The following is a 25,963-nucleotide window of genomic DNA, read 5'->3' on the forward strand; positions in this document are numbered from 1 at the left end:
CCGGCTCAGTGCACCATCAGGACCGGCACGGCCATCTGCGCGAGGATCCGCCGCGTGACGCCGCCCAGCACCCGCTCGCGCAAGCGCGAATGGCCATATCCCCCCATCACGAGCAGGTCGGCGCCCAGCTCCGCGGTGCGCGACAGCAACGCATCGGCAATGTCGATCTCGGTTACCTCGCGCTGCGCACTCGCGCGCACGCCATGCCTGAGAAGGAACTGGAGCATTTCTGGAACGAGGAGCCGCCGCTCGTCGTCCGCACCGCCCGGATGGCTGCAGGAGATCAGCGTCACGCGCGCTGCGCGCCGCAGCGCCGGCAGGCCCGCATGGATGGCGATCGCGGATTCCCGCGAACCGTCCCAGGCGACCGCGACATTCTTCGCGGGTGCGTTGAAGTTCCCGACGCACGGCACGATCAGCAGCGGGCGCCCGGCTTCCACCAGCACCTGCGGCACCAGGCCGCGTGCCGTGGCGTCCGCCGCATCCGAGCCGTCGCCGTCCTGTCCGAGCACCAGGAGATCGCTCGCGCGGCCGTGCCGGACCAGGGCATCGACCGCCCCTCCGTCAGCCAGGCAAACCTCGTACGACAGCGGGCCCGACTCCTGGATGCCCTCCCTGAATTCCCGGGCGACGGCCTCGGCCCGCAGCCGCAGGCGGCTGGCCGCATCGGCGATGTAGTCGGTCATGCCCACGGCGACGGTCCCGGCCGGGACCACGCCGCCATGCAAGCCCGTGGGAACCAGTCCGACCAGGTGGCTTTCATGGGCCTTGGCCCACTGGGCCGCCAGTGCGGCACGCGCCGCGCTGCGGCCGGAGCGGTCCAGGTGAACGAGGATGGTTCTGAAGTTCATGAGGCAGCCTGCTCGGTGATGCGCGCGCCCCGGCGCGGGATGTGGGCGGTGCACGAATCTTCGGGCGCGCACCGCTCGGGCGGCTTGATGCCGATCAAGCCAGCGCGGCGGGGATTCTTCAGGCCATCAGGCTGATGGTCTTGCGAAATCGCGCCAATGCGGCTGCGAACATCACGCAGCCGAAGGCCGCGAGCATGGCGAACTGCGGCCACACGACACCGATGCCCGCACCGCGGAAAAGTATGGCCTGGCCGGCCGACACGAAGTGCGTCGTCGGCGCCGCGAGCATCACCTCCTGGACAAACGAGGGCATGCTCTCGCGCGGCGTGCTGCCTCCGGAGAGCATCTGCAGCGGCACCAGCACGAGCACCAGCAGCATTCCGAACTGCGGCATCGACCTGGCCACGGTGGCCATGAAGATGCCCATCGAAGTCGTCGCGAACAGATGCAAGGCGGTGGCCGCCATGAACAGCGCGATCGAGCCCTCCACGGGCACCCGCAGCGCGCCGCGCACCACCACCGCCAGCGCGACGCCAACCGCCACCATCACGACCAGCCCCATCGACCAGATCTTCGCCAGCACGATCTCGGCCGGTGTGACGGGCATGACCAGCAGGTGCTCGATGGTCCCGTGCTCGCGCTCCCGGATCAGGGCGGCGCCGGTCAGGATGATCGAGAGCATGGTCACGTTGTTGATGAGCTCGGAAAGCGAGCCGAACCACGCCGCCTCGAGGTTCGGATTGAAGCGCATGCGCATCGCAAGCTCCGCCGGCAGCACGGGATCGCCGCGAAAGCGCTGCACGAACTCGGCGACTTCTGCCGCCACCATCTGCTGGATGTAGGCGCTGCCGGTGAAGGCCTGGCTCATGCGCGTGGCGTCCACATTCAGCTGCGCCGCCGGCGCGCGGCCGGCCAGCACGTCGGCCTGGAACCCTGGCGGTATGTCGAGCACGAAGGTCTGCCGGCCGCTGTCCATCGCCGCGTCCACCTCGTCCAGCGAGATCAGCGTCGGCGTCTTGAAATGCGGCGGGTAGAAGGCCGAGGCGATGCGCGCCGAAAGCACCGAGCCGTCCTCGTCGACGATGGCCATGGCCGCGTGGTGAAGGCTCTCGGGCATGGCCGTGGCGGCGATGTAGATGGCCGCGGTGAACGAATAGGCGATCAGCACGAGCATCGCAGGGTCGCGCAGCAGGCTCCACAGCTCCTTCACCCCGAGCCGCAGCACATGCGAAAGCGATGGCAGTCTCATGGGGCTAGCCCTGCTGCTTCTTCAACAGCATGATCGACAGCCCGAGGACCACCGGCACGGCCGCAAGCATCCAGAGAAACTGCGGAACGAGATCAGACAGGCCGAGCATCTTGCCGAAGACGCCGCGGCTCACGGTCAGGAAGTGCGCGGCGGGGTAGATGCGGCCGATGAACGCACCGGCACCTTCGAGCGACGACACCGGGTCGACCAGGCCGGCGAACTTGATGCACGGCACGATGGACCCGATCATGGTCACGAAGATCGCCGCGATCTGGGTCCGCGTGAAGGTCGAGCACAGCAGGCCGAAGCCGGTCGAGAACGTGGTGAACAGGAGCGCGCCGAGCGCCAGCGTGGCGAAGCTGCCCTTGATCGGCACCCCGAACAGCGTCACCGCAAGCGCGGACATCGTCAGGAAGTTGAACATGGCCAGTCCGATGTAGGGCAGCTGCTTGCCCAGCAGGAACTCGGCGCGCGTGACCGGCGTGACGTAGAGGTTGACGATCGAGCCCAGCTCCTTCTCGCGCACCACGGAAAGCGCCGCGAGCATCGCGGGAATCATCATCAGCAGCAGCGCAATCACGGCCGGCACCATGGCCGGCAGGCTGCGCACGTCGGGGTTGTAGCGAAAGCGCACCTCGATCGTGCTGGACGCCGCCGGATGCAGGCCGAGGCGGCGCTCGGCGACACCGAGCAGCCACGCCTGGTGCATGGCCTGGACGTAGCCGCGCACGGTTTCGGCACGCGCGGGCATGGCCCCGTCCACCCAGGCGCCGATCTGCGCCGGGCGGCCGCGCTGCAGGTCGCGCGCGAAGCCCGCAGGAATCTCGATGGCCAGCGCCAGCTCCCCGCTGCGCATGCGCCGGTCCAGCTGGGCGTAGTCGGCAATCGGCGGCTTCTCCAGGAAATAGCGCGAACCGGACAGATCGAGCGCGTAGTTGCGGCTCAGCTCGGTCTGGTCGCGGTCCAGCACCGCGTAGCTGAGGTTCTCGACGTCCAGGCTGATGCCGTAGCCGATGATGAACATCAGGATCACGGTGCCCAGCAGCGCGAGCGTGGCGCGCACCGGATCGCGCCGCAGCTCGAGCGCCTCTCGGCGCGAGAAGCTCCAGGCCCGGGCGGCGCTGAACCCAAGCGGGCCATGCGCGCGGGCCGCGGGGCGCTCGCCGCCCGGGTCCTTGGAAGGCGGGGCTGGCTCCATGGCCGCCGGCTCGGTGCCGATGCCCGCGGCCTGCTGCAGCCGCGCGATGAACGCCTGCTCCAGCGTCGCCATGCCGCTGCGCTCGACGATGGCCGCGGGGGCGTCCGTCACCAGCACCCGGCCGGCATGCATCAGCGAGATGCGGTCGCAGCGCGCCGCCTCGTTCATGAAATGGGTCGAGATGAAGATGGTGACGCCGTCCTTGCGCGCCAGGTCGATCATGAGACGCCAGAACATGTCGCGCGCCACCGGATCGACGCCGGAGGTCGGCTCGTCCAGGATCAGTATTTCCGGGCGGTGCACCATCGCCACGGCCAGCGACAGCCGCTGGCGCATGCCCAGCGGCAGGCTGTCCGGCAGGCGGTCGAGCACGCCCTCCAGCCCGAACCGCGCGGCCAGTTCGGCCACGCGCGGGAGCACCTTCGCCTCCGGTACCCGGAACAGGCGCGCATGCAGCACGATGTTCTGCTGCACCGTGAGCTCGCCGTAGAGCGAGAACGACTGCGACATGTAGCCCACGCGCCGCCGCGCATCGAGGTCGCCGGAGGATACCGGCCGCCCGAACAGTCGCGCCTCGCCTTCGCTGGCGGGCAGCAGGCCCGTCAGCATCTTCATCGTGGTCGTCTTGCCGCAGCCGTTCGAGCCGAGAAACCCGAAGATCTCGCCGCGGCGGATCCGGAACTCCACGCGATCCACCGCCACGAAGTCGCCGAAGCGCATGGTCAGGCCCTGGGCCTCGATCGCGATGTCCTCGCCGCCCGAGGCAGGCAGCGCCGGCACCACCAGTTCGCCAGGCTCGCCGCGCCTGCCTTCCGGCAGCAGCCCGATGAAGGCCTGCTCGAGCGACGCCGTGCCCGTGCGTGCGCGCAGTTCGGCGGAGCTTCCGGTGGCCAGCACTGCCCCGGCATCCATGGCCACGAGCCAGTCAAAGGCATCGGCCTCTTCCATGTAGGCGGTCGCGACGATCACGCTCAATGGCCGGCCCGCGGCGCTGCGCTCCTGCCGGATGCCGGCGATGAGCGCCCAGAACTGGCTGCGCGACAGCGGATCGACGCCCGTCGTCGGCTCGTCCAGGATCAGCAGCTCGGGATCGTGGATCAGCGCGCAGCACAGGCCGAGCTTCTGCTTCATGCCACCCGACAGCTGGCCCACCGGGCGGGCCAGGAACGGGACCAGGCCCATGGTCCGGGCCAGCGCATCGATGCGGCGCCGGCGCTCGGCCGCGCCGTGGCCGAACAGGCGGCCGAAGAACTGCAGGTTGTCTTCGACGGAAAGCGTGGAATAGAGGTTCTTGCCCAGGCCCTGCGGCATGTAGGCGATGCGCGGACAGACGCCGCGCCGATGGCTCGCCACCGCCATGTCGCCGCCGAGCACCTGCACGCGGCCCTGCTGCACCGCCTGCGCGCCGGCCAGCAGCGAGAGCAGGCTCGACTTGCCGACGCCGTCCGGCCCGATCAGCCCGACCATCCGGTTCGCCGGAATCGCAAGGCTGATGCCGCCCAGCGCCATCGTGCGGCCATGCCGAAGCACGACCTGCTCCAGGCGCGCCACGTCGGACGGCGCCGACGCTGCATGCTCGGCGGCGGCCTGGCTCACGGAACCTTCAATGCCAGCCCGTCCGGCCATTCGGCCGCCGGGTCCAGCTTCACCCAGGCGACACCCGGCAGGCCGGTCTTCACGTGCGCGAGGTGCTTGCGCAGCAGGTCGCGGTCGATCCGCGCCTTGACCCGGAACATGAGCTTCTGCCGCTCGCTCGCGGTCTCGACGGTCTTGGGCGTGAACTGCGCCGCGCTGGCCACGAACGAGACCCGCGCGGGCAGCACGTACTCGGGCACGGCGTCGAGCACGACGTGAACCTCGGCACCCGGGGCGAGCCGGCCGGCCATGGCCTCGGGCAGGAAGAAGGTCATGTACACATCCGACAGGTCCACCAGGCTGAGCACCTTGCCGCCCGGGCCGACCACCTCGCCCGTCTCGGCGATCCGGTACTGGATCCGGCCGCCGCGCGGCGCGACAAGGGCGCTGTCGTCGATGTCCGCGTCGATGCGGGCGACGGTCGCTTCGGCGGCCGTGACCATCGAGCGTGCGGCGCTGACCTGCGCGCGGGCGGCCAGCAGGCCCGCCTTCGACGCCTGCACCTGGGCGCGCGTCGCGGCCAATGCAGCCTGCGCGCCCAGCACGCGGGCGCGGTCGTCGTCCACCTCCTGTGCCGAAGCGGCGCCCTCCTGCACCAGGGTTTCGGAACGTTTCAGCCGGCGCCGCGCGGCGTCGACCTCGCTTTCGCGCTGCACCACCAGCGCGATGGCCGCGTCGCGCTCGTTCTCGCGCACGTTGACCTGCGCCTCGGCGCTGCCGATGCCGACGATCGCCTGGGCCTGCCGAGCGCAGGCCTCGTCGCGCTGCGCCTCGAGCGTCTGCACCTGCATGTGGGCGAGCACCTGGCCGGCCGCGACGACGTCGCCCTCCTCGACCTGGATGTCGCGCACCCGCCCTCCCAGCTTGCTCGCGATGTCGAACTCGGTGGCCTCGATCCGGCCGTTTCCACTCGCAAAGCCACTGCCCGGACCGCTGCGGTGCAGGTGCGTCCAGAGGTACCCGCCCGCGCCCGCCGCAACGACGGCTGCGACCGCGATCAGCAGCAGCTTGCGCGGTTCGATCTTCATGGGGCCTCCGATGCCAGGGTCATGGAAAGCGAGCCGCCGCCGAGCGCCGCATAGACGCCGACCCGGCCGGCCAATGCGAGCCTGCGCGCCTGCACCCGCTGCTGCTCGGCGGCCAGCAGGTCGCGCTGTGCATCCAGCACTTCGAGGTAGGCGGCGGCGCCGTGGTCGTAGCGCAGCTGCGCCAAGCGGGCGCGCTCGGCCTGCACGGCGAGCGCGCCCTGCGCGATGGCCGCCTGCTCGGCGGTCCAGCGGCGCGCGGAGAGCGCATCGGCAACGTCGCGGAAGGCCTCCTGCACGGTCTTCTCGTAGTTGGCCACCGCCTGCTGGCGTCGCGCCTCGGCCATGCCGAGGTTGGCACGCCTGCGGCCCCCGTCGAAGAGCGGCAGCGACACATGCGGCGAGAAGACCCACGCGCGGCTGCCCGAGGCGAAGAGCCCTTCGAGCTCGGCACTGGCGGTGCCTGCCGATGCGGTGAGGACAACGCGCGGAAAGAATGCAGCACGCGCGGCACCTACGTTGGCGTCCTCGGCCTGCAACTGGTGTTCCGCGGCGGCGATGTCGGGCCGGTGCAGCAGCATGTCCGAAGTCAGGCCCGGGTCCGCGTCGCCCACCGGGTCGCGCTCTGTGAGCAGGTCGGCGGCTGGCGCCAGGTCGGCCGGCGCGCCGACCAGCAGCGCGAGTGCATGGGCCTGGGCTGCGCGGGACTGCTCCAGCTGCGCGCCGAGGGCGCGCGCCTGCATCCAGAGCGTTTCGACCTGCGTGACGTTCAGGCGCGAGGTGGCACCCTCCTCCATCCTGCGGGTGAAGATGCGCAGGCTCTCCGCGCGGCTGGCCGTGAACCGGCGCGCCAGCGCAAGGCGCTCGTCGGTCTCGCGCAGCGCAAGATAGCCGCCCGCGACCTGCGTCACCAGGCTGGCCGCGGCCGCGCGCCGGCCGGCCTGCGTGGCGAGGAAGTTCTCCAGCGCCGCGCCCTGCAGGTTCTGCAGGCGCCCCCACAGGTCGATCTCCCAGCTGGCGACGCCCAGGCCCGCTTCATGCCTGCTGCCGATCACAGGCGCTCCGGTCAGGTTCAGGTCGCCCGGAACGCGCGAGCGGTCCACCCCTGCCGACAGGCCGATGACCGGAAAGCGTTCGGCGCGCTGTGCCTCGAACACCGCGCGGGCCTGGGCCGAGCGATGCAGCGCCATGCGCAGGTCCCTGTTGTTCTCGAGCGCCAGCGCAATCAGTTCGCGCAGCCTTGCATCGACGAAGTAATCCTGCCATTTCAGCTGCAGCGCATCCGCGCCCGACGGCCACGCCTGGCCGGGGAACAGCGGGACCACAGCGGGCGGCGCGGGATCATCCCGCGCCGGCGACGCGCAGCCCGCCAGTGCACACACCGCCGCCACGGCGGCGATCCACCGGGCCGCGTGGCCACCTCCCGATCCGTGTCGTCCTCGCCATTTGCTTGCCATGCGGCGATGGTCGCGGACAGGGGCGAGGCATGCATTGATCCAACGCAAGGTCGAGGCGCCGCTCGCAGCCGGGTGCCCGGGCTTGGCCCTGCGCTCTCGCCGCAGCTTGACATGCGTCAAGCCGGCAGCCGGTGCCGAGCGGCACCATGGGCGCCCACTTCGGAGCCTTCCTTGAGCATTCGCCATCTCGACCGCCTGCTGTCGCCGGCTTCCGTCGCCGTGTTCGGCGCTTCCAACCGAGCCGGCAGCGTGGGTGCGACGGTCTGGCGCAACCTGCGCGCCGGCCGCTTCGCGGGGCCGGTCCACGGCGTGAACCCGAAGCACTCCTCGCTGGACGGCGTGCCCATCTTCGCCGCGGCGGCCCATCTGCCCGCAGCGCCCGACCTGGCGCTGATCTGCACGCCCGCGGCCACCGTGGCGCCGCTGGTCGCCGAACTCGGCGCGCTCGGCACCCGCGCGGTGGTGATCGTCACGGCAGGGCTGAGCGCAGAACAGAAGAAGGCCGCGCTGGACGCGGCGCGCCCGTTCACGCTGCGGCTGCTCGGCCCCAACTGCCTGGGGCTGCTGAGCCCGCACATCGGCCTGAACGCCAGCTTCGCGCACTGCGATGCGCTGGCGGGCGACGTGGCCTTCGTCTCGCAATCGGGCGCGCTGGTCACGGCCGTGCTCGACTGGACGCGCAGCCGCGGCATCGGCCTGTCGCACCTGATCTCGCTGGGCGACCATTGCGACGTCGACTTCGGCGACCTTCTCGACCACCTGGCCAGCGACGCGCGCACGCGCTCGATCCTGCTCTATGTGGAGTCCATCGAATCGCCGCGCAAGTTCATGTCGGCCGCGCGGGCCGCCGCGCGCAACAAGCCGGTGATCGTGGTCAAGGCCGGGCGCGCCGGCAACGGCGTGAAGGCGGCCGCCTCGCACACCGGCGCGCTGGCCGGCTCCGACACGGTCTACGACGCGGCCATTCGGCGCGCCGGCATGCTGCGCGTCGACACCCTGCAGGAACTGTTCATTGCCGCCGAGACGCTGTCGCGCTTTCGCGGCCACCGGCACACCACGCTCACGGTCATGACCAATGGCGGCGGCGCCGGCGTCATGGCCGCCGACGCGGCCGCGCACGAAGGCGTGGCGCTGGCGGAGCCCGACGCCGCCCTTCTGGCCCGCCTCGATGCCGTCCTGCCGGTCCACTGGTCGCACGCCAATCCCGTGGACATCATCGGCGACGCGCCGGCCGAGCGCTATGCGCAAACCCTCTCGGCCCTTCTGGCCGACGATGCGGCGGGCGCCGTGCTTTTCATGCATGCGCCGACCGCCATCGTGCGCAGCGAGGACATCGCACGCGCCTGCCTGCCGCTGGCGCGCAGCCATGCCTCGCGCGTGATGAGCGCCTGGCTCGGCGACAGCGCGGTCGCGCAGGCGCGCAAGCTCTTCGAGGACGCGGGCATCGCCGACTACGCCACGCCGGAAGAGGCGGTGCACGCCTTCGCGATGCTGCAGACCTATCGGCGCAACCAGGAGGTCCTGATGGAGGCGCCGGGCGCCAGCCCCCACACCGCGCCCGACGGCGCCGCAGTCCGCCCGCCGCTGGACGCCGCCCTGGCCGAGGGCCGCGAGTGGCTGGGCGAACAGGAGGCCAAGGGCCTGCTGAAGGCCTACGGGATCGAGGTCGTGCCCACGCTGGCGGTTGCGGCAACGGCCGAGGCCGCCGTCGAGGCGGCGCGCGGACTGGGTTATCCGGTGGCGCTCAAGATCCTGTCGCGCGACATCACCCACAAGTCGGACGTGGGCGGCGTGCGGCTCGGACTGGGCAGCGACGCCGCGCTGGCCGCCGCCGCGCGCGAGATGCTCGATGCGGTGCGCAGCGCCAGGCCGCTGGCGCGGATCGACGGCTTCACGGTGCAGCCCGCGGTGCACCGCCCGCATGCACAGGAGCTCATCGTCGGCGCCAGCATCGACAGCGTGTTCGGTCCCGTGATCCTCTGCGGACAGGGCGGCACCGCAGTGGAGGTGGTCGGCGACACGGCCATCGCGCTGCCGCCGCTGAACCGCGCGCTGGCGCACGAGCTGGTGTCGCGCACCCGCGTCGCGCGCCTGCTGGCCGGCTTCCGCGACCACCCGCCCGCCCGGCTCGATGCGCTGTACGACGTGCTGGTGGCGGTCTCGCAGATGCTGGCCGACCTGCCGCAGCTGGCCGAGCTCGATATCAACCCGCTGTGGGTCGACGAGAACGGCGCGCTGGCGCTCGATGCGCGCGTCCGGCTCTCGCGCACGCCGGTGGCGGGCGCCGAGCGCTTCGCCATCCTGCCCTACCCGGCGCAGTGGGTGCGTACGCAGGTCTGGAACGGCCGTCCGATCGTGGTGCGGCCGATCCGCCCCGAGGACGAGGCGCAGCACCGGCGCTTCCTCGAATCACTGGAGCCGGAGGACGTGCGCATGCGCGTCTTCTCGACCCGCCGCGAACTGCCGCGCAGCGAACTCGCGCGCCTCACGCAGATCGACTACGACCGCGAGATGGCCTTCATCGCCGAGGGCCTCGATGCGCAGGGCTGCGCCGAGACGCTGGGCGTGGCGCGCACGGTGAGCGACCCCGACCGCGTGGAAGCCGAATTCGCGATCATCGTGCGCTCCGAGCTCAAGGGCCAAGGGCTGGGCACGCTGCTCTTCGAGCGCCTGATCGAGCATGCGCGCCACCGCGGCATCGAGCGCCTGGTCGGCTTCGTGCTGCGCGAGAACACCCGCATGCTGAAGCTTTCCACCGCGATGGGCTTCAAGGCCGATCCGGCGGAGCCGCCGGGCTCCGGCCTGCGGCGGATGGTGATGGGGCTCGGAACTTCGGCCACCGCAACGCCGCCGCGGCCGGACAGCCGCTGTGGCGCATGAACGAATTCCCATGGCTTCATTTCGACCGAGGAGAACACCATGACATCCGGACGACTTCGCTTCCTGCTGGTCCCGCTCGCCATGGCGCTGGGCGGCATCGCCTTTGCCGCGGGCACCCACAGGAAGCAGGCCACGCTGCTCGGCCGCATCTGGCGGGCCGGCTTCGCTTCAATGGGCCATGAGGACGGGGATGGGAGTGCGCGCAAGAACGTCGTGCGTGACGCCGCCCAGGAGCCGCTCTCGCGACCGGGCGTGCCCAAAGCCCCCCATCACGATCAGGTCGGCCTTCCGCGCCGAAGCGTGGGCCAGCAGGGCATCGCCGGTTCTCCCGGCCACCGCACTGCAATCGAAAACGGCCCGGATGCCGTGCCGCAGGAGCCAGCCGTCCAATTCGCCGGCAGAAGGTGTGCCGGCCGAGTCGGCGCCGCCGTCTTCCCGCATCGACACCACGGTGACGGTGTTCGCCGCGCGCAGCAGCGGCAGCGCGCCCGACACCGAGAGCGCCGCCTCCCTGCCGCCATCCCAGGCCACCAGGATCCGGCTCAAAGCACCTTCGAAACGCCCCGCACGCGGCACGATGAGAACGGCCCGCCCCGCATGCAGCATGATCTCTTCGGGCAGCTGCCGGGCCCGGGCGTCCACCGCCGCCTGCCGGTCTGCCTGTCCGACGACGACCAGGTCGCTCGCGTGGCCATGCGCCAGCACGGCCTCCACTGGGTCGCCATCCGCCAGCCGGATTTCGCAGGGCAGCGGGCCCGTCTCGCGCAGCCGGCAGCGAAACACGTGCGCCACGGCCTCGGCCCGCCGGCGCTGGTACAGCGCGGCCGCAGCCACCAGGGAGACGGCGTCCCCCGTTTGTGCGAATGCCGCCGCCTCGGATGGCACACCCGTGGGCACGAGGCCGAGCAGATGGCTGCCGTGCTGCCTTGCCAGCCGGACCGCGAGCAAGGTGCGGGCCTCGCACCGCTCGGTGTGGTCGAGGTGCACGGCGATGGTCGAGAGCGTCATGGCTTCTTTCGGGAGGGCGTGGCCGCGAGCGCGGCGTTCAGCGTGCGCAGTGCGTCGGCCACCACGGCGCGCCGGGACGCCGACGCGGCAACCAAGTGCGGCGCCGCGGCCGTCGTCGGACCGATCGCCGGCCGGTCGAATGCACAAGCCGCCGAGGCGTGTGGCGCCGCGGAGCACCACAACGCATTCATCGGCAGCGTGGCCAGGGCCTGCCAGCCCCCGGCCCGGGCGATCGCGTCGGTCTGGGCACGGGTTTCGGCCGCGCTGTCGCGCAGCGCGTGGGATCCGAGCGCCAGGCACTGCGCCCCCGCCGTCTCCAGCATTTCGAGCGTGTGCAGCCAGATGCTCCACTGCGCCTTGCAAAGCGCCAAGGGAAAGGTGAATTCGGTGCTCATGGCGATGGGTCCCGCTCAGTGCGACATCAGCACGGGCAGCGTCATCGACTGCAGGATCGACTTCGTGGCGCCGCCGAGCACCCATTCGCGCGCCCGGCCGTGGCCGTAGCAGCCCATGACCAGCAGGTCCGCGCTCAGGTCGGCCGAGAAGGAAAGCAGCCTGCTGCCGGCACTCTCGTCATCGCCGCCGCCGGGGTGCAGCTCGAGGTTCCGGACCCCCTGCACCCGCAGATAGTTCTGCAGGTCCTGCAAGGAGGCCTGCGCGTCCTCGCCGTAGGCCACGGCATGCACGCGCGACGCCGTGCGCAGCCACGGCAGCGCCGCGCTCACCGCGCGCGCGGCCTCGCGCGTTTCCTTCCACGCCACCAGCACGGTGCGCCCGATGGGGCGGATCGGCCCCGCATACGGCAGCACCAGCGCCGGCCGGCCGCTCTGCACCAGCAGGCTGGGCAGGAAGTCGCCGGGGAGTTCGCCCTGCATCGGGCCGTTCCTGTCGCGCTGGCCCAGGATCAGCAGATCGGCATAGAGCGCGCGCCGGGCGAATCCCAGGGGGCCGTCGCTCTGCGGCTCGGCCCAGCGCAGGCGCCGCGCGCCCGCGCTGTTCGCCATGAAGGCGGCGTACATCCTGTCGCGCGCCCCCTTGTCGATCTCCTGCATGATCGCGACGGCTTCCCCCGCGGCCTCGATGGCGAACGGATAGCGAACGAGCGCGGACAGGGTGCACGGCTGGCCGGTGACTTCGGCCTCGAAGGCCTCGGCCAGTTCGCCGGCCACCTTGATGCGCTCCGCCGTGCGCGCCGAGCTGTCGAGGTGAAGCAGGATGGATTTCGGGGTCTGCATGAAGGCTCCTGGAGCTTGCGCAATGCGATGGGCCGACCTTAGGCCGCCCCGCCCGCGCGGCCTTGCGCTGGATCAACCGCCCGCGAGCTTGCGCACCGCGGCGCCCGATGCTTGATCGGGCGCAAGGCCGGCGCGCGCAGGCATGCCTAGTCTTGGGCCTTGTCCAGCTTCGATGGAAGAATGTTCCGCGTCGCCAGCCCGGCGTTGCGACGACATCCGGTTGCAGTGACCCTCCCTTCGCACGCCAGCCCCGACGCCTCCGTTCCCGAGCCATGGTGGCGCGGCGCGAGCGCGGGCGCCACCTGGGGCCTGTCGCAGCTGCAGGCCGACGAGGCGCGAGCGCGCTGGGGCCCGAACAGCTTCGAGCCGCAGGCGAAGCGCTCGCTGGCGCTGCAATTCTTCGCGCGCCTGCGCAATCCGCTGGTGCTCGTGCTGCTGGCCGCCAGCACGATCTCGGCGGCCACCGGGGACATCGCCAACGCCGGGATCATCGTGCTGCTGGTGCTGCTGAGCGTGACGCTCGACTTCGTGCAGGAGCACCGCGCCAGCAGCGCCGCCGAGAAGCTGCGCGCTTCGGTGGCGCTGCGCGCGCGCGTGCTGCGCGACGGCGCCGTGCGGGAGATTCCGGTGACCGAGGTGATGCCGGGCGACCTGATGCTGCTGTCGGCGGGCGATCGGGTGCCGGCGGACGGCCTGGTGCTGGAGGCGCGCGACTTCTTCGTCAACCAGAGCCTGCTGACCGGCGAGTCCTACCCCGTGGAGAAGCACCCGGGCGCAGCCGGGGGCCGCGCCGCCGAGCTGCAGGACGCGCTCAACGCGGTGTTCATGGGCAGCACGGTGATCAGCGGCAGCGCGCGCGTCGGCGTCATGGCCACCGGCTCGCACACCGCGCTCGGCGAAGTGGCGAGCAGCCTCCAGGCCGAACCGCCGCCCACCGCATTCGAGATCGGCATGCACCGCTTCGGCATGATGATCATGCGGCTGACCCTGCTGCTGGTGCTGTTCGTGCTGCTGGTCAACGTGATCCTGCATCGGCCGCTGCTCGACGCCTTTCTGTTCGCGGTGGCGCTCGCCGTCGGGCTCACGCCCGAGCTGCTGCCGATGGTGGTGTCGGTCACGCTCTCGCGCGGCGCCATGCGCCTTGCCGCGCGCCGCGTCATCGTCAAACGCCTGGCCTCGATCCAGAACCTCGGCGCGATGGATGTGCTGTGCACCGACAAGACAGGCACCCTGACCGAAGCGCGCATCAGCCTCGCCCGATGCGCCGATGCGGACGGCCGCGACAGCGCACGGGTGCTGATGCTGGCCCACCTCAACAGCACTTTCGAAAGCGGCCTGAAAAGCCCGCTCGACGAGGCGGTGCTGGCGCACCCGATGGACACCGCGGCCTGGAAGAAGATCGACGAGGTGCCCTTCGACTTCGAGCGCCGGCGCGTCTCGGTGCTGCTCGACCGCGGCGATGCGCGCTGGCTGGTGGTGAAGGGCGCGCCAGACGACGTGCTGGCCCTGTGCAGCCGCTTCGAGCGCGACGAAGGCCGGTCGCTGGCGCCGCTGGACGCGGCCGCCCTGGTACAGCTGCGCGAGCGCTGCCATGCGCTCGAACGCCAGGGCCTGCGCGTGCTGGGCGTGGCCTGGCGCGACGTGCCCGCGGACCATCCGCATGCCGACGTGCGCGACGAGAGCGCGCTGGTGTTCGCCGGCTTCGCCGCCTTCATCGATCCGCCCAAGGCCGGCGCGGGCGAAGCCATGGCCGCGCTGGCCAGGAGCGGCGTCCACGTGAAGATCGTGAGCGGCGACAGCGAGCTGGTGACCCAGCACCTGTGCACCCTGCTGCGCATTCCCGTGGCGGGCGTGCTGACCGGGCAGGAAATCTCGGCCATGGACGAAACCGCGCTGCGCGCCCGCGTGGGCCGCACCACCCTGTTCTGCCGCGTCAACCCCGCGCAGAAGAACCGGATCATCCTGGCGCTCAGGGCGCGCGGCCATGTGGTCGGCTACCTGGGCGACGGCATCAACGACGCCCCCGCGCTGCGCTCGGCCGACGTGGGGCTGACCGTGGACAGCGCGGTCGACGTGGCGCGGGAGGTGGCCGACATCGTCATGCTCGACCCCGACCTTGCGGTGCTGCACGAGGGCGTGCTCGAAGGGCGGCGCACCTTCGGCAATGTCATGAAGTACATCATGATGGGCACGAGTTCCAACTTCGGGAACATGCTGAGCATGGCGGGCGCCTCGCTGTTGCTGCCCTTCCTGCCGATGCTGCCGGCGCAGATCCTGCTCAACAACGTGCTCTACGACCTGTCGCAGGCGGCCATTCCGCTCGACCGCGTCGATGCCGCCGACCTGCACCGGCCCCGCACCCTCGACATGAAGTTCATCCGGCGCTACATGTGGCTGTTCGGTGCGATCAGCTCGGCCTTCGATGCACTGACCTTCTGGCTGCTGATCCATGTGCTGCACGCACAGGCGCCGCTGTTCCGTACCGCCTGGTTCGTCGAGTCGCTGGCCACGCAGGTGCTGGTGATCTTCGTGATCCGCACGCGAGGCAAGCCCTGGGCCAGCCGGCCCGGCGCGGCGCTTTCGCTGGCATCGCTTTTCGTCGTGGGGGCCGCGCTGCTGCTGCCTTTTTCGCCGCTTGCCAGGTTCTTCCACTTCGAGCCGCCGCCCGCGATCTTCTTCGCCTGGCTGGCCGGCATGCTGGTGGCGTACCTGGCGCTCGCGGAGATGGCCAAGCGATTCTTCTACGCCCGGCTGGCGGCCGCCGCGCCTTCGAGGACGCGCGGGCATCCGCCCCGCCGCAAGGCACGGGCCTGATCCATCCCGCTGCGATGCAGCCGCGGCCGCGGCTTGCCTAAGCTCGCGGCAGACACGCTCGGAGACCTCTCATGTTCAAACGCATCCTTGTCGCCACCGACGGTTCCGCGCTTTCGAAGAAGGCCGTCACGAGTGCCATCGCGCTCGCCGCCCAGGCTGCGGCGCCTCAACCCCGGTGCGGCAGCGGGAGAACCGCATGGAGCACGGTGTAGTCGTGACCGCAGCCCAGCGTCTCCTGGTGCGTGGCCAGGTAGCCGAGCATTCTCCGCGTGTAGTCGCTGCCGTCCACTGCAAGCAGAATCTTCATGGCGTCTCCTTCCGTTCGAAATGCGGGAGGGCCTGATGTTCGCCGCGGCGCTGTCGACCTGTCTTGCGCCACCTCAAGGCGCGGGGCGCCGTCCTTCGGATACTGACGGTCTTTTCAACCCGCAATCCGAGGAGTCCGCCATGTACCAGCGAATTCTTGTTCCCATCGACGGCAGCCCGACGGCGCGGCGCGGGCTGGACGAGGCCATCCGCCTCGCGAAGCTGACGCAAGGACGGCTACGGGTGTTTCATGCGATCGACGACCTCTCGTTCGCGCTTGCCGTGGATGCCTATGGCTACGCCGGGGATTTGCTGAAGGTGCTGCGCGAGAACGGCGATCGCCTCCTCGAGGAAGCCAGGGACTCGGCAAAGACGGCCGGCATCGGGGTCGAGACGGTGCTGTGCGACAGGCGGTCCGGACCGGTTCATGAACTGGTCGCCCAGGAAGCCGCCACGTGGCCTGCGGACCTGATCGTGCTCGGCACGCACGGCCGCCGAGGCGTCGGGCGCGCGATCATGGGCAGCTGTGCGGAACACATCCTGCGCTACGCGCCCGTGCCGGTCCTGCTCGTGCGTGCGCCGGAAGCCCAATCGAAGCCCGAGGCGGAGAAGCCGTTGCGCGTGCATCTGCCGACGGGAGCCCTGGCCTTCGAATGACCGCGCCCGGCGTCGTGATCGCGATGCCCGGGAACGAACAGCTCGCCGAAGAGCTGGCGATCCGCCTCGGGCTGGAACGCGGCGTCGCCACGGTGCGGCGCTTTCCCGATGGCGAGTCCTACGTGCGCATCGAGTCGCCGGTCGATGGCCGGGGGACGTTCATCGTCTGCACGCTCGACCGGCCTGACGACAAGCTCGTGCCGCTGTTCCTGCTGGCGGCGGCGCTGCGGGAAGCCGGCGCGCGGTCGGTCGGCCTGGTCGCGCCGTACCTGGCCTACATGCGGCAGGACCGTCGCTTCCAGCCCGGCGAGACGATCAGCGCCCACCATGTGGGCGCATGGATCTCGCGAAGTGTCGATTGGCTCGTGACCGTCGATCCCCACCTGCACCGGATCACCGACCTGTCCCAGGTCTGCAGCGTTCCGGCGCACGCCGTCCATGCCGCGCAGAGCATGGCGCAGTGGATTCGAGAGCATGTGCGCGACCCCCTGCTGATCGGTCCCGACGAGGAAAGCGCCCAATGGGTCGGCGCCGTGGCGCAGCATGCCCTTGCCCCCTTCGTCGTGCTGCGCAAGACGCGCCGAGGCGACCGCGATGTCGAGGTCTCGCTGCCGGATGTCGAGCGCTGGCGCTCGCGCACGCCGGTGCTGGTGGACGACATCGTCTCGACCGCCCGCACCATGATCGAGACGGTCGGCCATCTGCGCCAGGCGGGGCTCGCCGCCCCTGTGTGCGTGGCGGTGCATGCGGTGTTCGCGCAGACCGCATTCGAGGACCTGCGCGCGGCCGGTGCGGGCGAGATCGTCAGCTGCGACACCATCCGCCACCCGTCCAACCGGATCCCGCTCGCCGCGGCCATTGCCGCGGGCGTCCGCACGCTGCTGCCCGCCTGAGGGCTCGGATGCGTCCGATGCAGTCCGGAACCTCGAATCCTTGATCTGCCTCAACACCGGACAGGCTTGCGCCGCACAAGATCTTCTCCTGCCCACAAGGAGAAACGCATGTCCTTCCTGTCGAAAAACATCGGTCCCCTGGAGCGCACGGCGCGCGTGGGCGGCGGTACGCTGCTCATCGTGCTGGCGGCCACGGAAATCGTAGGCCGGTGGGGCTACGTCGGCGTGGTGCCGCTGCTGACCGGGGTGATCGGCACCTGCCCGCTCTATTCGCTCTTCGGCTTCAGCACCTGCGCTCGCGCCAGGCGCTGAACGCGTGGCGAGACCGGCCATGCCCCCGCTCCAGTGGCTCGCGGTCGCGCTGGCTGCGGTACTGCTCGCAGCGGGAGCCTGGCTTGCGCTGAACATGTTCGTCTTCTGGATCACGCTCGACTGAGCGCTCGGGAACGCGTCCATGTGCATGAATCTCCTGAAGGAGCTGTCCGATGCGCCGCTGCCCTGCGCCAGGGCCGATGCCGCGATGATCGACAGGTTGCGCCTGCTGGACGCCGCCGGTCTGATCAGGGTGCTGATTCCATCGCCGCACATCGGCTGCGACCGCTGTCTGCGGCAGGCCCCGGCCACCGTGCTCGACATCACACCCCACGGATGGGAAGCGCTGCGCACGAACGTGGTCGAGGAAGACACGCCGCTCCCGCCGCCGTGTCGGGGGCGCCCGCGCTCGGGCAGCGCGGCGCTGGATCTCGCGCAGCTGGCCGCCTGGTTCAGCAGTTTCCGGCACAGGCCAGGTCGCGCCGATACCGACGATTGACACCTTGTTTCCGTCTGATGCGCAGCATTGATGATGCCGCCACGCACGAGGTCTAGATTGAGATGGCGCCGTTCGTCTTCCTCTTGCAACGGCCGGTGCCAACGCAAGCGCTCAAGGAGACCAAGATGGACACACCTCATGCATCCTGCGGCTACGAACTGCGGTTTCAACCCCTGTTCGCCAATCAGCGCGCCTTCGCCTTTCCCTGCGACGCGATCGGCCATGTCGACATGGACTCGCTCAGCGAGCGGATGCTCAACAACTACCTGTATGCACGCGCAGTGATGGGGCTGGAGCTTTCCTGGCCCGAGGTGCGGGCGAGCCGGCCGCACTGAGCTCCGGGCGCGGCGCGTCTTGATTGATTCAGCGCAAGGCCACCGCCGCATGCGGTCCCTACATTCGGCCAGGCCGGACGCACCGGCGACGCGGTGTCCCGGCCTTCACGCGGACGCGCGAACCTTCCCGAAGAACACCACCATGAACGAAGCGCCCGACGAACTGGACAGAACCTTGCACGCGCTCTGGGGGCACCTGGGCGGGGGCCTGTCGCCCGCCGCACAGATGCTGGCGTGGTCGGATTGGGCCATTCACCTGGCGACGCAGCCCGGGCGCGCAGTGCGGGCCGGTATCGACGGGGCCGTCGTCCAGGCACCCGACCCGGCGCACGAGCCGCGCCTGTCGGGCGGCGAATGGGACGCCTGGCCGTTCAGCTTCTACCGCCAGGCCCACGAAGCTGCCGCCCACCGCCTGCGCACCTTCATTCACGGCGTGCCCGGCGTGGACCGCCACCACGAGCAGCTGGTTGCCTTCCTGGCAAGGCAATGGCTGGAGCTGCTCTCGCCCGCCAATGGCGCGATCACCAATCCGCAGGTGCTGCGCAAGGCCGCGGCCACCGGCGGCACCAGCCTGGCGAATGGCGCCATGCACTGGCTCGAGGACGCGGGCCGCGCGGCATGGGGCCCGCCGCCCGCAGAGGCCGCATCGTTCCGGCCCGGGCACGAAGTCGCGCTCACGCCGGGAAAGGTCATCCTGCGCAACGAGCTGATCGAGCTCATCCAGTACGCCCCGGCCACGCCGACGGTGCATGCCGAGCCGGTCCTGGTGGTCAGCGCCTGGATCATGAAGTACTACGTGCTCGACCTCTCGCCGCACAACTCGCTGATCCGCCATCTCGTGGCCCAGGGGCATACGGTCTTCGCCATTTCCTGGAAGAACCCCGGGGCGGCGGATGCGCGGCTCGGCATGGCCGAGTACCTGCGCCTGGGCATCATGGCGAGCCTCGACGCGGTCGAGGCCGTGTTGCCCGCACGCCGCGTCCATGCCGTGGGCTACTGCCTCGGCGGGACCCTGATGGCCATCGCCGCGGCCGCCATGGCGCGGGACCGGGACGGCCGCCTGGCCACGCTCACCCTCTTGGCCGCGCAAACCGACTTCACCGAACCCGGAGAACTGGGCCTGTTCATCGACGAAAGCCAGCTGGCGTTCCTGGAAGACATCATGTCGCGCCAGGGCTACCTGGACGCGCGGCAGATGGCGGCGGCTTTCCAGGCGCTGCGCCCCGGCGAGCTGCTCTGGGCACCCCTCGTGCGCAACTACCTGCTGGGCGAACGCGTGCCGATGAACGACCTGATGGCGTGGAACGCGGACGGCACGCGCATGCCCTACCGCATGCATTCCGACTACCTGCGCAGCCTCTTCCTGGACAATGCGCTGGCCGAGGGGCACTACCTGGTCGACGGGCGGCCGGTCTCGCTGAACGACATCGACGTGCCGGTGTTCGCGCTCGGCACCCGCACCGACCACGTGGCGCCCTGGCGGTCGGTGTACAAGGTCAACCTGCTGTGCGACACCGAAGTCAGCTTCGTGCTCACCGAAGGCGGCCACAACGCCGGCATCCTGAGCGAACCGGGCCACCCGCATCGCAGCCACCGGGTGCTCAAGCGGACGAAAAACGCGCCCTACCTCGCACCGGACGAGTTCCTCGCGCGCTCACAGGAAACGACGGGTTCTTGGTGGCCCTGTTTCCAGCAGTGGCTGGCCGACCATTCGGGACCCCGGCGCCGGCCGCCGGCCATGGGGTCGCCGCGGCGCGGCTACCCACCGATCGGCGACGCGCCGGGCACCTACGTTCTTGCACGCTGACCAGCCGGCCTTGCCGGCCCGCGGGCCACTCGGGGCGGCCTGGAAAGCTCCTCGAATGTTCGCGGCCCGGGCCGCTGCCACCCTCGCCCTCTTTCACCCAGGCACGCCTCAGGAAACGGCCCCGATGCGCACGACGGGCAGCTGCGAGCGCACGAAGCTCAAGGCGTACTGGAGCTCGCCGAGACTCCCGGCATGCAAGGTGAAGAGCGGCTGGCCGCGAGCGACACGGTCCTGCACGCGCACGTGCATCGAGGCGCCCGCCGCCGGATCGCGCGGCGCACCGGCGAGCTTGGCCATGCGCGCCACCAGGCGGGTGTCGATGCCCGCCACCGCCCCGGCCGCAGGCGCGGTCACGCAGTGCGTGTGGGCCGCCTTGGGCGGCACGCGCAGCCCGCCCTGCGCTTCGCAGATGGCAATGAAGCGGGCCAGCGCGCGCCCGTCGTCCAGCACCGCGCGCGCCAGCGCATTGCCGGTGCCCGGCGCCGCCTTGCCCGCCAGTTCGAGCAGCAGGCCAGCCAGCAGGAGCGCGCGTTCGCGCAGGTCCGCCGGCGCATCGGCGGCACGTTCGAGCACCGCCATCACGTCCATCGCCTCTAGCGCAGGGCCGACGCCGCGGCCGACCGGCTGGCTGCCATCGGTGAACACCGCCTGCACCTGCAGGCCCAGCGCAGCGCCCACCGATACGAGGCTGTGCGAGAGCTGGCCGGCGGCCACATCGCTGCGTACCTTGGCCAGAGGGCCGACTGGAATGTCGATCAGCACGCGCTGCGAACCCATGGCGGCTTTCTTGGACAGGATGGAGGCCACCATGAGGCCTTCGCTGTCGATGCCGAGCGGCCGCTCCACGCGGATCAGCACGTCGTCGGCGGGGCTCACGCGCATGGCGCTGCCCCAGACGACGCATCCCCCTTCGCGCTCGACCACACGGCGCATCGCCGGCAGGTCCAGGTCGACCGGCGCGAGCGTTTCCATCACGTCGGCCGTGCCAGCTGCCGAGGTGATGGCGCGCGACGATGTCTTGGGCATCACCAGGCCGCAGGCCGCGATGATCGGCACCACCAGCAGCGTGGTCCGGTTGCCCGGCAGGCCGCCGATGCAGTGCTTGTCCATCACGGGCGACGTGCCCCAGTCGATGCGCTCTCCGACGTCGACCATGGCGCGGGTCAGCGCCACGGTCTCGTCCAGGTCGAGGCCGCGGCCGGCGCAGATCGTCACGAAGGACGCCAGGTGGATGTCGGGAAGGCGTCCGCGGCTCACGTCCTCCATCAGCGCGCGCACCGCGGCGTAGTCCAGCCTGCCGCCATGCACCTTGCTGCGCAGGTGCGCCAGCGAATCGAGGATCGGCGGGTGACGCACCACCAGTTCTTCACCCTCGGCGGCGCCCATCAGGGCCCAGGCCGCTTCCGACAGCGCGATCTCGTCGCCGCGCAGCCAGTCGCTGTTCACCTGGTGCAGGATCGCGAACAGATGGCGCCCCTTGGCGATCACCTCGACCTGCGCCTGCGACTGGAAGCCCTCGGCATGGCACACGGCGCAGTCGCTGCGCATGTAGACCACGGCCTGCTGGTACGTGTCGATGCCGGCGCGGCGGGCCAGCAGGCGGTTGGGTGACGACATGGCGCTCCTTTTCCGAACGGAGCTTGGCATGCGCCGCACAGCCGGGACTTGATGCCCGTCAAGCCCGCAGTCTCCAGGGCTCAGTCGGCGGCGGTGCGGCGAACCGGCAGCGCGTTGAGCGGAATGCGCAGGTAGGACACGCCGTTGCCGTCGGGCGGCGGCAGCCGGCCGGCTCGCACGTTGACCTGGATCGACGGCAGGATCAGCGTCGGCACTTCGAGCGTGGCGTCGCGTGCGCGCCGCATGGCCACGAACTCGTCCTCGCCGATGCCGTCGCGCACGTGGATGTTGCGGGCGCGCTGCTCGGCCACGGTGGTCTGCCATTGCGCCGGCCGCGATGGCGGCGGGTAGTCGTGGCAGACATACACCGGTGTCTCGGGCGGCAGGTCCAGCAGCCGGCGCATCGATGCGTACAGCTGGCGCGCATCGCCTCCGGGGAAGTCGGCCCGCGCGCTGCCGAGGTCCGGCATGAAGAGCGTGTCGCCGACGAACACCGCGCCGCCGGTCAGGTAGGCCATGTCGGCGGGCGTGTGGCCGGGCACCAGCAGGGCCGTGGCTTCGATGGCGCCGATGCGGAAGGTCTCGCCGTCCTTGAACAGGTGGTCGAACTGGCTGCCGTCGGGCAGGAAGCCGCGCTCCAGGTTGAAGAGCTTCTTGAAGGTGGCCTGCACCGTGCGGATGTGCTCGCCGATGGCAATGCACCCGCCGAGCCGCTCCTGCAGATGGCTGGCTGCCGAAAGGTGGTCGGCATGGGCATGGGTCTCCAGGATCCAGTCGACCTGCAGCCCGTGCTCGGCCACGCAGGCCAGCACCCGGTCCACGGACGCGGTGCCGGTGTGGCCCGACTTGAAGTCGTAGTCGAGCACCGGGTCGATCACGGCGGCGCGCAGGCTGGCCGGGTCCCACACGAGGTAGGAGACGGTGCCGGTCCGGGGATCGAAGAAGGCCTGGATGGAAGCTGGGGTGTTGTTCATGGAGAGCTCGCGGGGTCGACCAATGATCTATGGATTAATAATATATATGTTTATATAATGTCGTCAACCATGAAATCACTCCACCACCCCGTCTTCGATCCCGAGATCCTGCGCGGCGCCGCGGCGCGCGCAGTCGGCATGCTGAAGGTCCTGGCCAACGAGGACCGCATGCTGCTGCTGTGCCAGCTGTCCCAGGGCGAAATGTGCGTGAGCGAACTCGAAGCGCAGCTCGACATCCGCCAGCCGACGCTGTCCCAGCAGCTGGGCGTGCTGCGCAACGAGGGCGTGGTCACCACGCGCCGCCAGGGCAAGAACGTTTTCTACGCCGTGGCGGACCCCGCGCTGCTCGAGATCCTTGCCCTGCTCTACCGGATCTACTGCCCGAAGGAAGAATGACGATGACGATCGACTGGCCTGCATTCACCCCTTGGACCGCCCTGGCGGGCGGCGTGCTCGTTGGCGCGGCCGCCGCGATGTTCGTGCTGCTCAATGGCCGCATCGCCGGCATCAGCGGCATCGTCGGCGGGCTGCTGCGCCCCGTGCGCGGCGACGTGGCCTGGCGCCTGGCGTTCGTGGCCGGGCTGGTCGCAGCGCCCATGGCCTATGCGGTCGTCGCGCCGTGGCCCCGGCCGCAGATCGATGCCGGCTACGTTGCGCTCGTCGCGGCCGGCCTGCTGGTCGGCGTGGGCACGCGCTATGCATCCGGCTGCACGAGCGGCCACGGCGTGTGCGGCCTCTCGCGGTTGTCGCCGCGCTCGCTGGCGGCGACTGCGGTCTTCATGGGTGCCGGTTTCCTGACCGTGTTCCTGATGCGCCATCTGCTGGATCTTTGAGGAGAACCCATCGTGACCCTCTTCACTTCGTTTCTTGCCGGCCTGGTGTTCGGCCTGGGCCTGATCGTCTCCGGCATGGCCAACCCCGCCAAAGTGCTCGGCTTCCTGGATCTTGGCGGGCGCTGGGACCCGTCGCTTGCCTTCGTGATGGGCGGCGCGATCGCCGTCGGCGCCGTCGCGTTCGCGGTGGCGAGGCGCCGCACACGCTCCTTGCTCGGCGCGGCGATGCGGCTGCCGGCCGCGCGCGCGATCGATCGCCGCCTGGTCCTGGGCAGCGTGCTGTTCGGCATCGGCTGGGGCGTGGCGGGCTTCTGTCCGGGCCCGGGGCTGGTGGCCGCTGGCATGGGGGAGGTGAAGGCGCTGGTCTTCGTCGCCGCGATGCTCGCGGGCATGATGGGATACGAGCTGATCCAGGCCTTGCCCGGCGACGCCCGGGCCAGGACGCCGTGACGTTCAGGCCGGCGCGCCGAACACGGCACCTGCCCCCGCCGTGATTCCCATGGCCAGCGTGCCCCAGAAGGCCACGCGCCAGACGCTTCGCGCGACGGGTGTGCCCCCGATCTTCGCGGCAATGGCACCGAGCAGCGCCAGGAAGGCGATGGCGGTTCCGATGGTCCACGCCAGCAACGATGCCGGCGGTGCCAGCACCACCACGGCAAGCGGCATGGCCGCACCCGCAGCGAAGCTGCCTGCGGAAGCCAGCGCCGCCTGCAGCGGTCGCGCGCTCAGCGCTTCCGAGACGCCCAGTTCATCGCGTGCATGCGCACCCAGCGCGTCGTGCGCCATCAGCTGCGTGGCGACCTCGCTGGCGAGCTTGTAGTCGAGCCCGCGGCGCACATAGATCGCGGTCAGTTCCCGCTGCTCGGCCTCGGGCTCCGAGGCGAGTTCGTGGCGTTCGCGCTCCAGGTCCGCGGTTTCGGTGTCGGCCTGGGAATACACCGAGACGAATTCGCCCGCGGCCATCGACATGGCGCCGGCCACGAGGCCCGCCACGGCCGTCGTCAGGATGTTGGCGTGGCTGGCATGGGCCGCCGCGACGCCCACGACCAGGCTCGCCGTGGAGATGATGCCGTCGTTGGCGCCGAGCACGGCCGCCCGAAGCCAGCCGATGTGTTCGGTGCGGTGGCGCTCGGGATGGGCGCGATAGTGGAATGATTTCATCTGTCCCTGCCATGGGCTTCTTGGCGCGAACCGCGCCGGGGCAGCATGCGCGAGAGCGTGTCGTCGCGAAAGAGGTAGTGGTGGGCCAGCGCAGCCGCCGCATGCAGGCCGATCAGAAAATAGCCGGCGGTGGCCAGGGCTTCGTGCACGTCCTGCAGCTGGTCGGCCAGGGCCTCGTTGGCATCGACGAGCGACGGCACAGGCAGGCCGAACAGCACGATCGGCTGGCCTTCCGCGCTCAGCGTCATCCAGCCCAGGATGGGCGTGGCGATCATGAAGACGTAGAGCGCGAAGTGCATGGGCCGTGCGAGCCTGTCCTGCCAGTCCGGCACCGCGGGATGGATGCCGGGCGCGGCGCCCGCGCTCCAGCGCACGGCGAGCCGAAGCAGCACGAGCGCGAGCACGCCCAGGCCCAGCAGGAAATGCAGGGACTTCATGGCGCTTCTCAATTCACTGCCCTTGGGCGCGAAGCCGCGCAGTTCCATGCAGGCGTAGACGGCGGCGAGCAGCAGCAGCATCAGCCAATGCAGGCCGATGACCGCTGCGCCGTAGCGGGATGTCGAGTTTTTCCAGGCCATGTCGAGCGCCTTCACAGGTGAAAGACACGGCCGTCGTGGACACCGGCGCCGAATGGCTCGGTGGCGGCAGGAAGCGGGATGCCTGAAGCGCTGTAGGCGCAGGCAGGGTTTGACGATGGATTCACGAGAGAGCCTTTGGAAAATGAACAAGGTCGCCGCGCAGCGCGGACGCGCGCAGCAGGACCGGCATCGCATGGCGAAGCCGCGGGTCAGCTCGCAAGAGGCGGCGCGGTTCCGGGCGGGAGCCTCAGCCAGGCGGTGGCCGGCGGAGGTGCCCGGTTGCGTGCGTCGAGGCGCTCGGGCGGCACGCGCGAGGCCGTGAGCCGCGGGACCCGCAGCAGCGGCAGGATCAGCGGCAGCAGCGCCAGGACAAGAAGCATCAAGCCGGACAGCCCGTCGCGGAATACGTCGGGCTGCTCGATGCTCGCGCCCGGCGGCACGAACACGGTGGTTTCCGCAATGGCGGCGTGACCGGGCCGCTCGTCGGGTTCGAACTGCACAGTGGAGCTCACGGCGCGGATGCGAAAGCCCGGCTCGTCCTCCCATCCATCGTCGCGGAAATGAATGGCGATGAAGGGCTGCAGCGCCGTCAGCACCAGGGCGAACACCCACCACCACGCCACGGATCCCGTACGTCGA

Annotated in this window: 24 protein-coding genes and 2 pseudogenes; 12 read left to right on the plus strand and 14 right to left on the minus strand. The window is 70.5% G+C overall.

Translation table 11 applies throughout. The features are described 5' to 3' along the window. Positions 1–5 precede the first annotated feature (5 nt). The 5 genes from VPA02S_RS16960 to VPA02S_RS16980 form a co-directional block, all read right to left on the minus strand. Entirely contained in the window at positions 6–851 is an 846-nt protein-coding gene (locus VPA02S_RS16960) for a universal stress protein (RefSeq protein ID WP_062364867.1), read from the minus strand. A gap of 118 nt (positions 852–969) precedes the next feature. Continuing rightward, positions 970–2,100 carry an ABC transporter permease gene (locus tag VPA02S_RS16965; RefSeq protein ID WP_062364868.1) on the minus strand — a complete coding sequence of 377 codons (1,131 nt, stop codon included), beginning with the start codon at positions 2,098–2,100 and terminating at the stop codon, positions 970–972. Positions 2,101–2,104: 4 nt separating this feature from the next. Beyond that, entirely contained in the window at positions 2,105–4,924 is a 2,820-nt protein-coding gene (gene rbbA, locus VPA02S_RS16970) for a ribosome-associated ATPase/putative transporter RbbA (RefSeq protein ID WP_081247566.1), read from the minus strand. Beyond that, positions 4,891–5,961: an HlyD family secretion protein gene (locus VPA02S_RS16975; protein WP_062364870.1), complete on the minus strand. Its 1,071-nt coding sequence runs from the start codon at positions 5,959–5,961 to the stop codon at positions 4,891–4,893. Before VPA02S_RS16975 ends, rbbA begins: the two co-directional genes overlap by 34 nt. Then, positions 5,958–7,415: an efflux transporter outer membrane subunit gene (locus VPA02S_RS16980; RefSeq protein WP_062364871.1), complete on the minus strand. Its 1,458-nt coding sequence runs from the start codon at positions 7,413–7,415 to the stop codon at positions 5,958–5,960. The genes VPA02S_RS16975 and VPA02S_RS16980 overlap by 4 nt, the downstream gene beginning before the upstream one ends. Before the next feature lie 171 nt (positions 7,416–7,586). Here VPA02S_RS16980 and VPA02S_RS16985 point away from each other — a divergent pair, with 171 nt between their 5' ends. Further along, positions 7,587–10,295, plus strand: coding sequence for a bifunctional acetate--CoA ligase family protein/GNAT family N-acetyltransferase (locus VPA02S_RS16985; RefSeq protein ID WP_062364872.1), 2,709 nt, complete (start codon positions 7,587–7,589; stop codon positions 10,293–10,295). Positions 10,296–10,463: 168 nt separating this feature from the next. Here VPA02S_RS16985 and VPA02S_RS16990 read toward each other — a convergent pair whose 3' ends face one another. From VPA02S_RS16990 to VPA02S_RS17000, 3 genes are read right to left on the minus strand one after another with little or no spacing between them, the layout of a single operon-like run. Further along, entirely contained in the window at positions 10,464–11,303 is an 840-nt protein-coding gene (locus VPA02S_RS16990) for a universal stress protein (RefSeq protein WP_062364873.1), read from the minus strand. Next, positions 11,300–11,698 (minus strand): hypothetical protein, encoded by a 399-nt coding sequence (locus tag VPA02S_RS16995; protein WP_062364874.1) that lies wholly within the window; start codon positions 11,696–11,698, stop codon positions 11,300–11,302. Before VPA02S_RS16995 ends, VPA02S_RS16990 begins: the two co-directional genes overlap by 4 nt. A 15-nt stretch (positions 11,699–11,713) precedes the next feature. Further along, positions 11,714–12,538 (minus strand): universal stress protein, encoded by an 825-nt coding sequence (locus tag VPA02S_RS17000; RefSeq protein WP_062364875.1) that lies wholly within the window; start codon positions 12,536–12,538, stop codon positions 11,714–11,716. A 225-nt stretch (positions 12,539–12,763) separates the two neighbouring features. On the opposite strand from VPA02S_RS17000, the gene mgtA reads away from it, so the two are divergent. Together mgtA and VPA02S_RS31415 are read left to right on the plus strand one after the other, a co-directional pair. After that, positions 12,764–15,352 carry a magnesium-translocating P-type ATPase gene (mgtA, locus tag VPA02S_RS17005; RefSeq protein WP_244883556.1) on the plus strand — a complete coding sequence of 863 codons (2,589 nt, stop codon included), beginning with the start codon at positions 12,764–12,766 and terminating at the stop codon, positions 15,350–15,352. Positions 15,353–15,423: 71 nt separating this feature from the next. Further along, positions 15,424–15,507 (plus strand): annotated as a pseudogene (locus tag VPA02S_RS31415) (universal stress protein); the annotation flags it as partial. Between the two features lie 17 nt (positions 15,508–15,524). Here VPA02S_RS31415 and VPA02S_RS31420 read toward each other — a convergent pair. Then, positions 15,525–15,659 (minus strand): annotated as a pseudogene (locus VPA02S_RS31420) (universal stress protein); the annotation flags it as partial. 140 nt (positions 15,660–15,799) lie between these two features. On the opposite strand from VPA02S_RS31420, the gene VPA02S_RS17010 reads away from it, so the two are divergent. From VPA02S_RS17010 to VPA02S_RS17035, 6 genes are all read left to right on the plus strand, one after another. Next, positions 15,800–16,315 (plus strand): universal stress protein, encoded by a 516-nt coding sequence (locus VPA02S_RS17010; protein ID WP_062364877.1) that lies wholly within the window; start codon positions 15,800–15,802, stop codon positions 16,313–16,315. Beyond that, positions 16,312–17,208 carry a ribose-phosphate pyrophosphokinase gene (locus tag VPA02S_RS17015; RefSeq protein WP_062364878.1) on the plus strand — a complete coding sequence of 299 codons (897 nt, stop codon included), beginning with the start codon at positions 16,312–16,314 and terminating at the stop codon, positions 17,206–17,208. The genes VPA02S_RS17010 and VPA02S_RS17015 overlap by 4 nt, the downstream gene beginning before the upstream one ends. A gap of 108 nt (positions 17,209–17,316) precedes the next feature. Continuing rightward, positions 17,317–17,520: a YgaP family membrane protein gene (locus tag VPA02S_RS17020; protein ID WP_081247568.1), complete on the plus strand. Its 204-nt coding sequence runs from the start codon at positions 17,317–17,319 to the stop codon at positions 17,518–17,520. A gap of 148 nt (positions 17,521–17,668) precedes the next feature. Beyond that, positions 17,669–18,019 carry a hypothetical protein gene (locus tag VPA02S_RS17025; RefSeq protein WP_062364879.1) on the plus strand — a complete coding sequence of 117 codons (351 nt, stop codon included), beginning with the start codon at positions 17,669–17,671 and terminating at the stop codon, positions 18,017–18,019. 62 nt (positions 18,020–18,081) lie between these two features. Further along, complete coding sequence (locus VPA02S_RS17030; RefSeq protein ID WP_310649292.1) at positions 18,082–18,354, plus strand: hypothetical protein; 273 nt, start codon at positions 18,082–18,084, stop codon at positions 18,352–18,354. Positions 18,355–18,403: 49 nt separating this feature from the next. Further along, a complete protein-coding gene (locus VPA02S_RS17035; RefSeq protein WP_155736588.1) occupies positions 18,404–20,161 on the plus strand; it encodes a PHA/PHB synthase family protein in 1,758 nt (585 codons plus the stop codon). 108 nt (positions 20,162–20,269) lie between these two features. On the opposite strand, the gene VPA02S_RS17040 is transcribed toward VPA02S_RS17035, so the two are convergent. Further along, positions 20,270–21,778, minus strand: coding sequence for a thymidine phosphorylase family protein (locus VPA02S_RS17040; RefSeq protein ID WP_081247569.1), 1,509 nt, complete (start codon positions 21,776–21,778; stop codon positions 20,270–20,272). Between the two features lie 80 nt (positions 21,779–21,858). Beyond that, positions 21,859–22,752 (minus strand): MBL fold metallo-hydrolase, encoded by an 894-nt coding sequence (locus VPA02S_RS17045; RefSeq protein WP_062364882.1) that lies wholly within the window; start codon positions 22,750–22,752, stop codon positions 21,859–21,861. 69 nt (positions 22,753–22,821) lie between these two features. Here VPA02S_RS17045 and VPA02S_RS17050 point away from each other — a divergent pair, with 69 nt between their 5' ends. Genes VPA02S_RS17050 through VPA02S_RS17060 form a run of 3 tightly spaced genes read left to right on the plus strand, consistent with a single transcriptional unit; the run spans position 22,822 to position 24,035 of the window. Then, a complete protein-coding gene (locus VPA02S_RS17050) occupies positions 22,822–23,148 on the plus strand; it encodes an ArsR/SmtB family transcription factor (RefSeq protein ID WP_062364883.1) in 327 nt (108 codons plus the stop codon). Between the two features lie 2 nt (positions 23,149–23,150). Further along, on the plus strand, positions 23,151–23,585 hold the full coding sequence (locus VPA02S_RS17055) for a YeeE/YedE family protein (protein WP_062364884.1): 435 nt from the start codon (positions 23,151–23,153) through the stop codon (positions 23,583–23,585). A gap of 12 nt (positions 23,586–23,597) precedes the next feature. After that, positions 23,598–24,035, plus strand: coding sequence for a DUF6691 family protein (locus VPA02S_RS17060; protein ID WP_062364885.1), 438 nt, complete (start codon positions 23,598–23,600; stop codon positions 24,033–24,035). 3 nt (positions 24,036–24,038) lie between these two features. On the opposite strand, the gene VPA02S_RS17065 is transcribed toward VPA02S_RS17060, so the two are convergent. From VPA02S_RS17065 to VPA02S_RS17075, 3 genes are all read right to left on the minus strand, one after another. After that, positions 24,039–24,746 (minus strand): VIT1/CCC1 transporter family protein, encoded by a 708-nt coding sequence (locus VPA02S_RS17065; RefSeq protein WP_062364886.1) that lies wholly within the window; start codon positions 24,744–24,746, stop codon positions 24,039–24,041. Next, entirely contained in the window at positions 24,743–25,324 is a 582-nt protein-coding gene (locus VPA02S_RS17070) for a cytochrome b (protein ID WP_062364887.1), read from the minus strand. Before VPA02S_RS17070 ends, VPA02S_RS17065 begins: the two co-directional genes overlap by 4 nt. Before the next feature lie 209 nt (positions 25,325–25,533). Next, a complete protein-coding gene (locus VPA02S_RS17075) occupies positions 25,534–25,947 on the minus strand; it encodes a hypothetical protein (RefSeq protein ID WP_244883558.1) in 414 nt (137 codons plus the stop codon). Positions 25,948–25,963 lie beyond the last annotated feature (16 nt).

Source organism: Variovorax paradoxus NBRC 15149, from assembly GCF_001591365.1.
GTDB classification, from domain to species: Bacteria; Pseudomonadota; Gammaproteobacteria; order Burkholderiales; family Burkholderiaceae_C; genus Variovorax; species Variovorax paradoxus.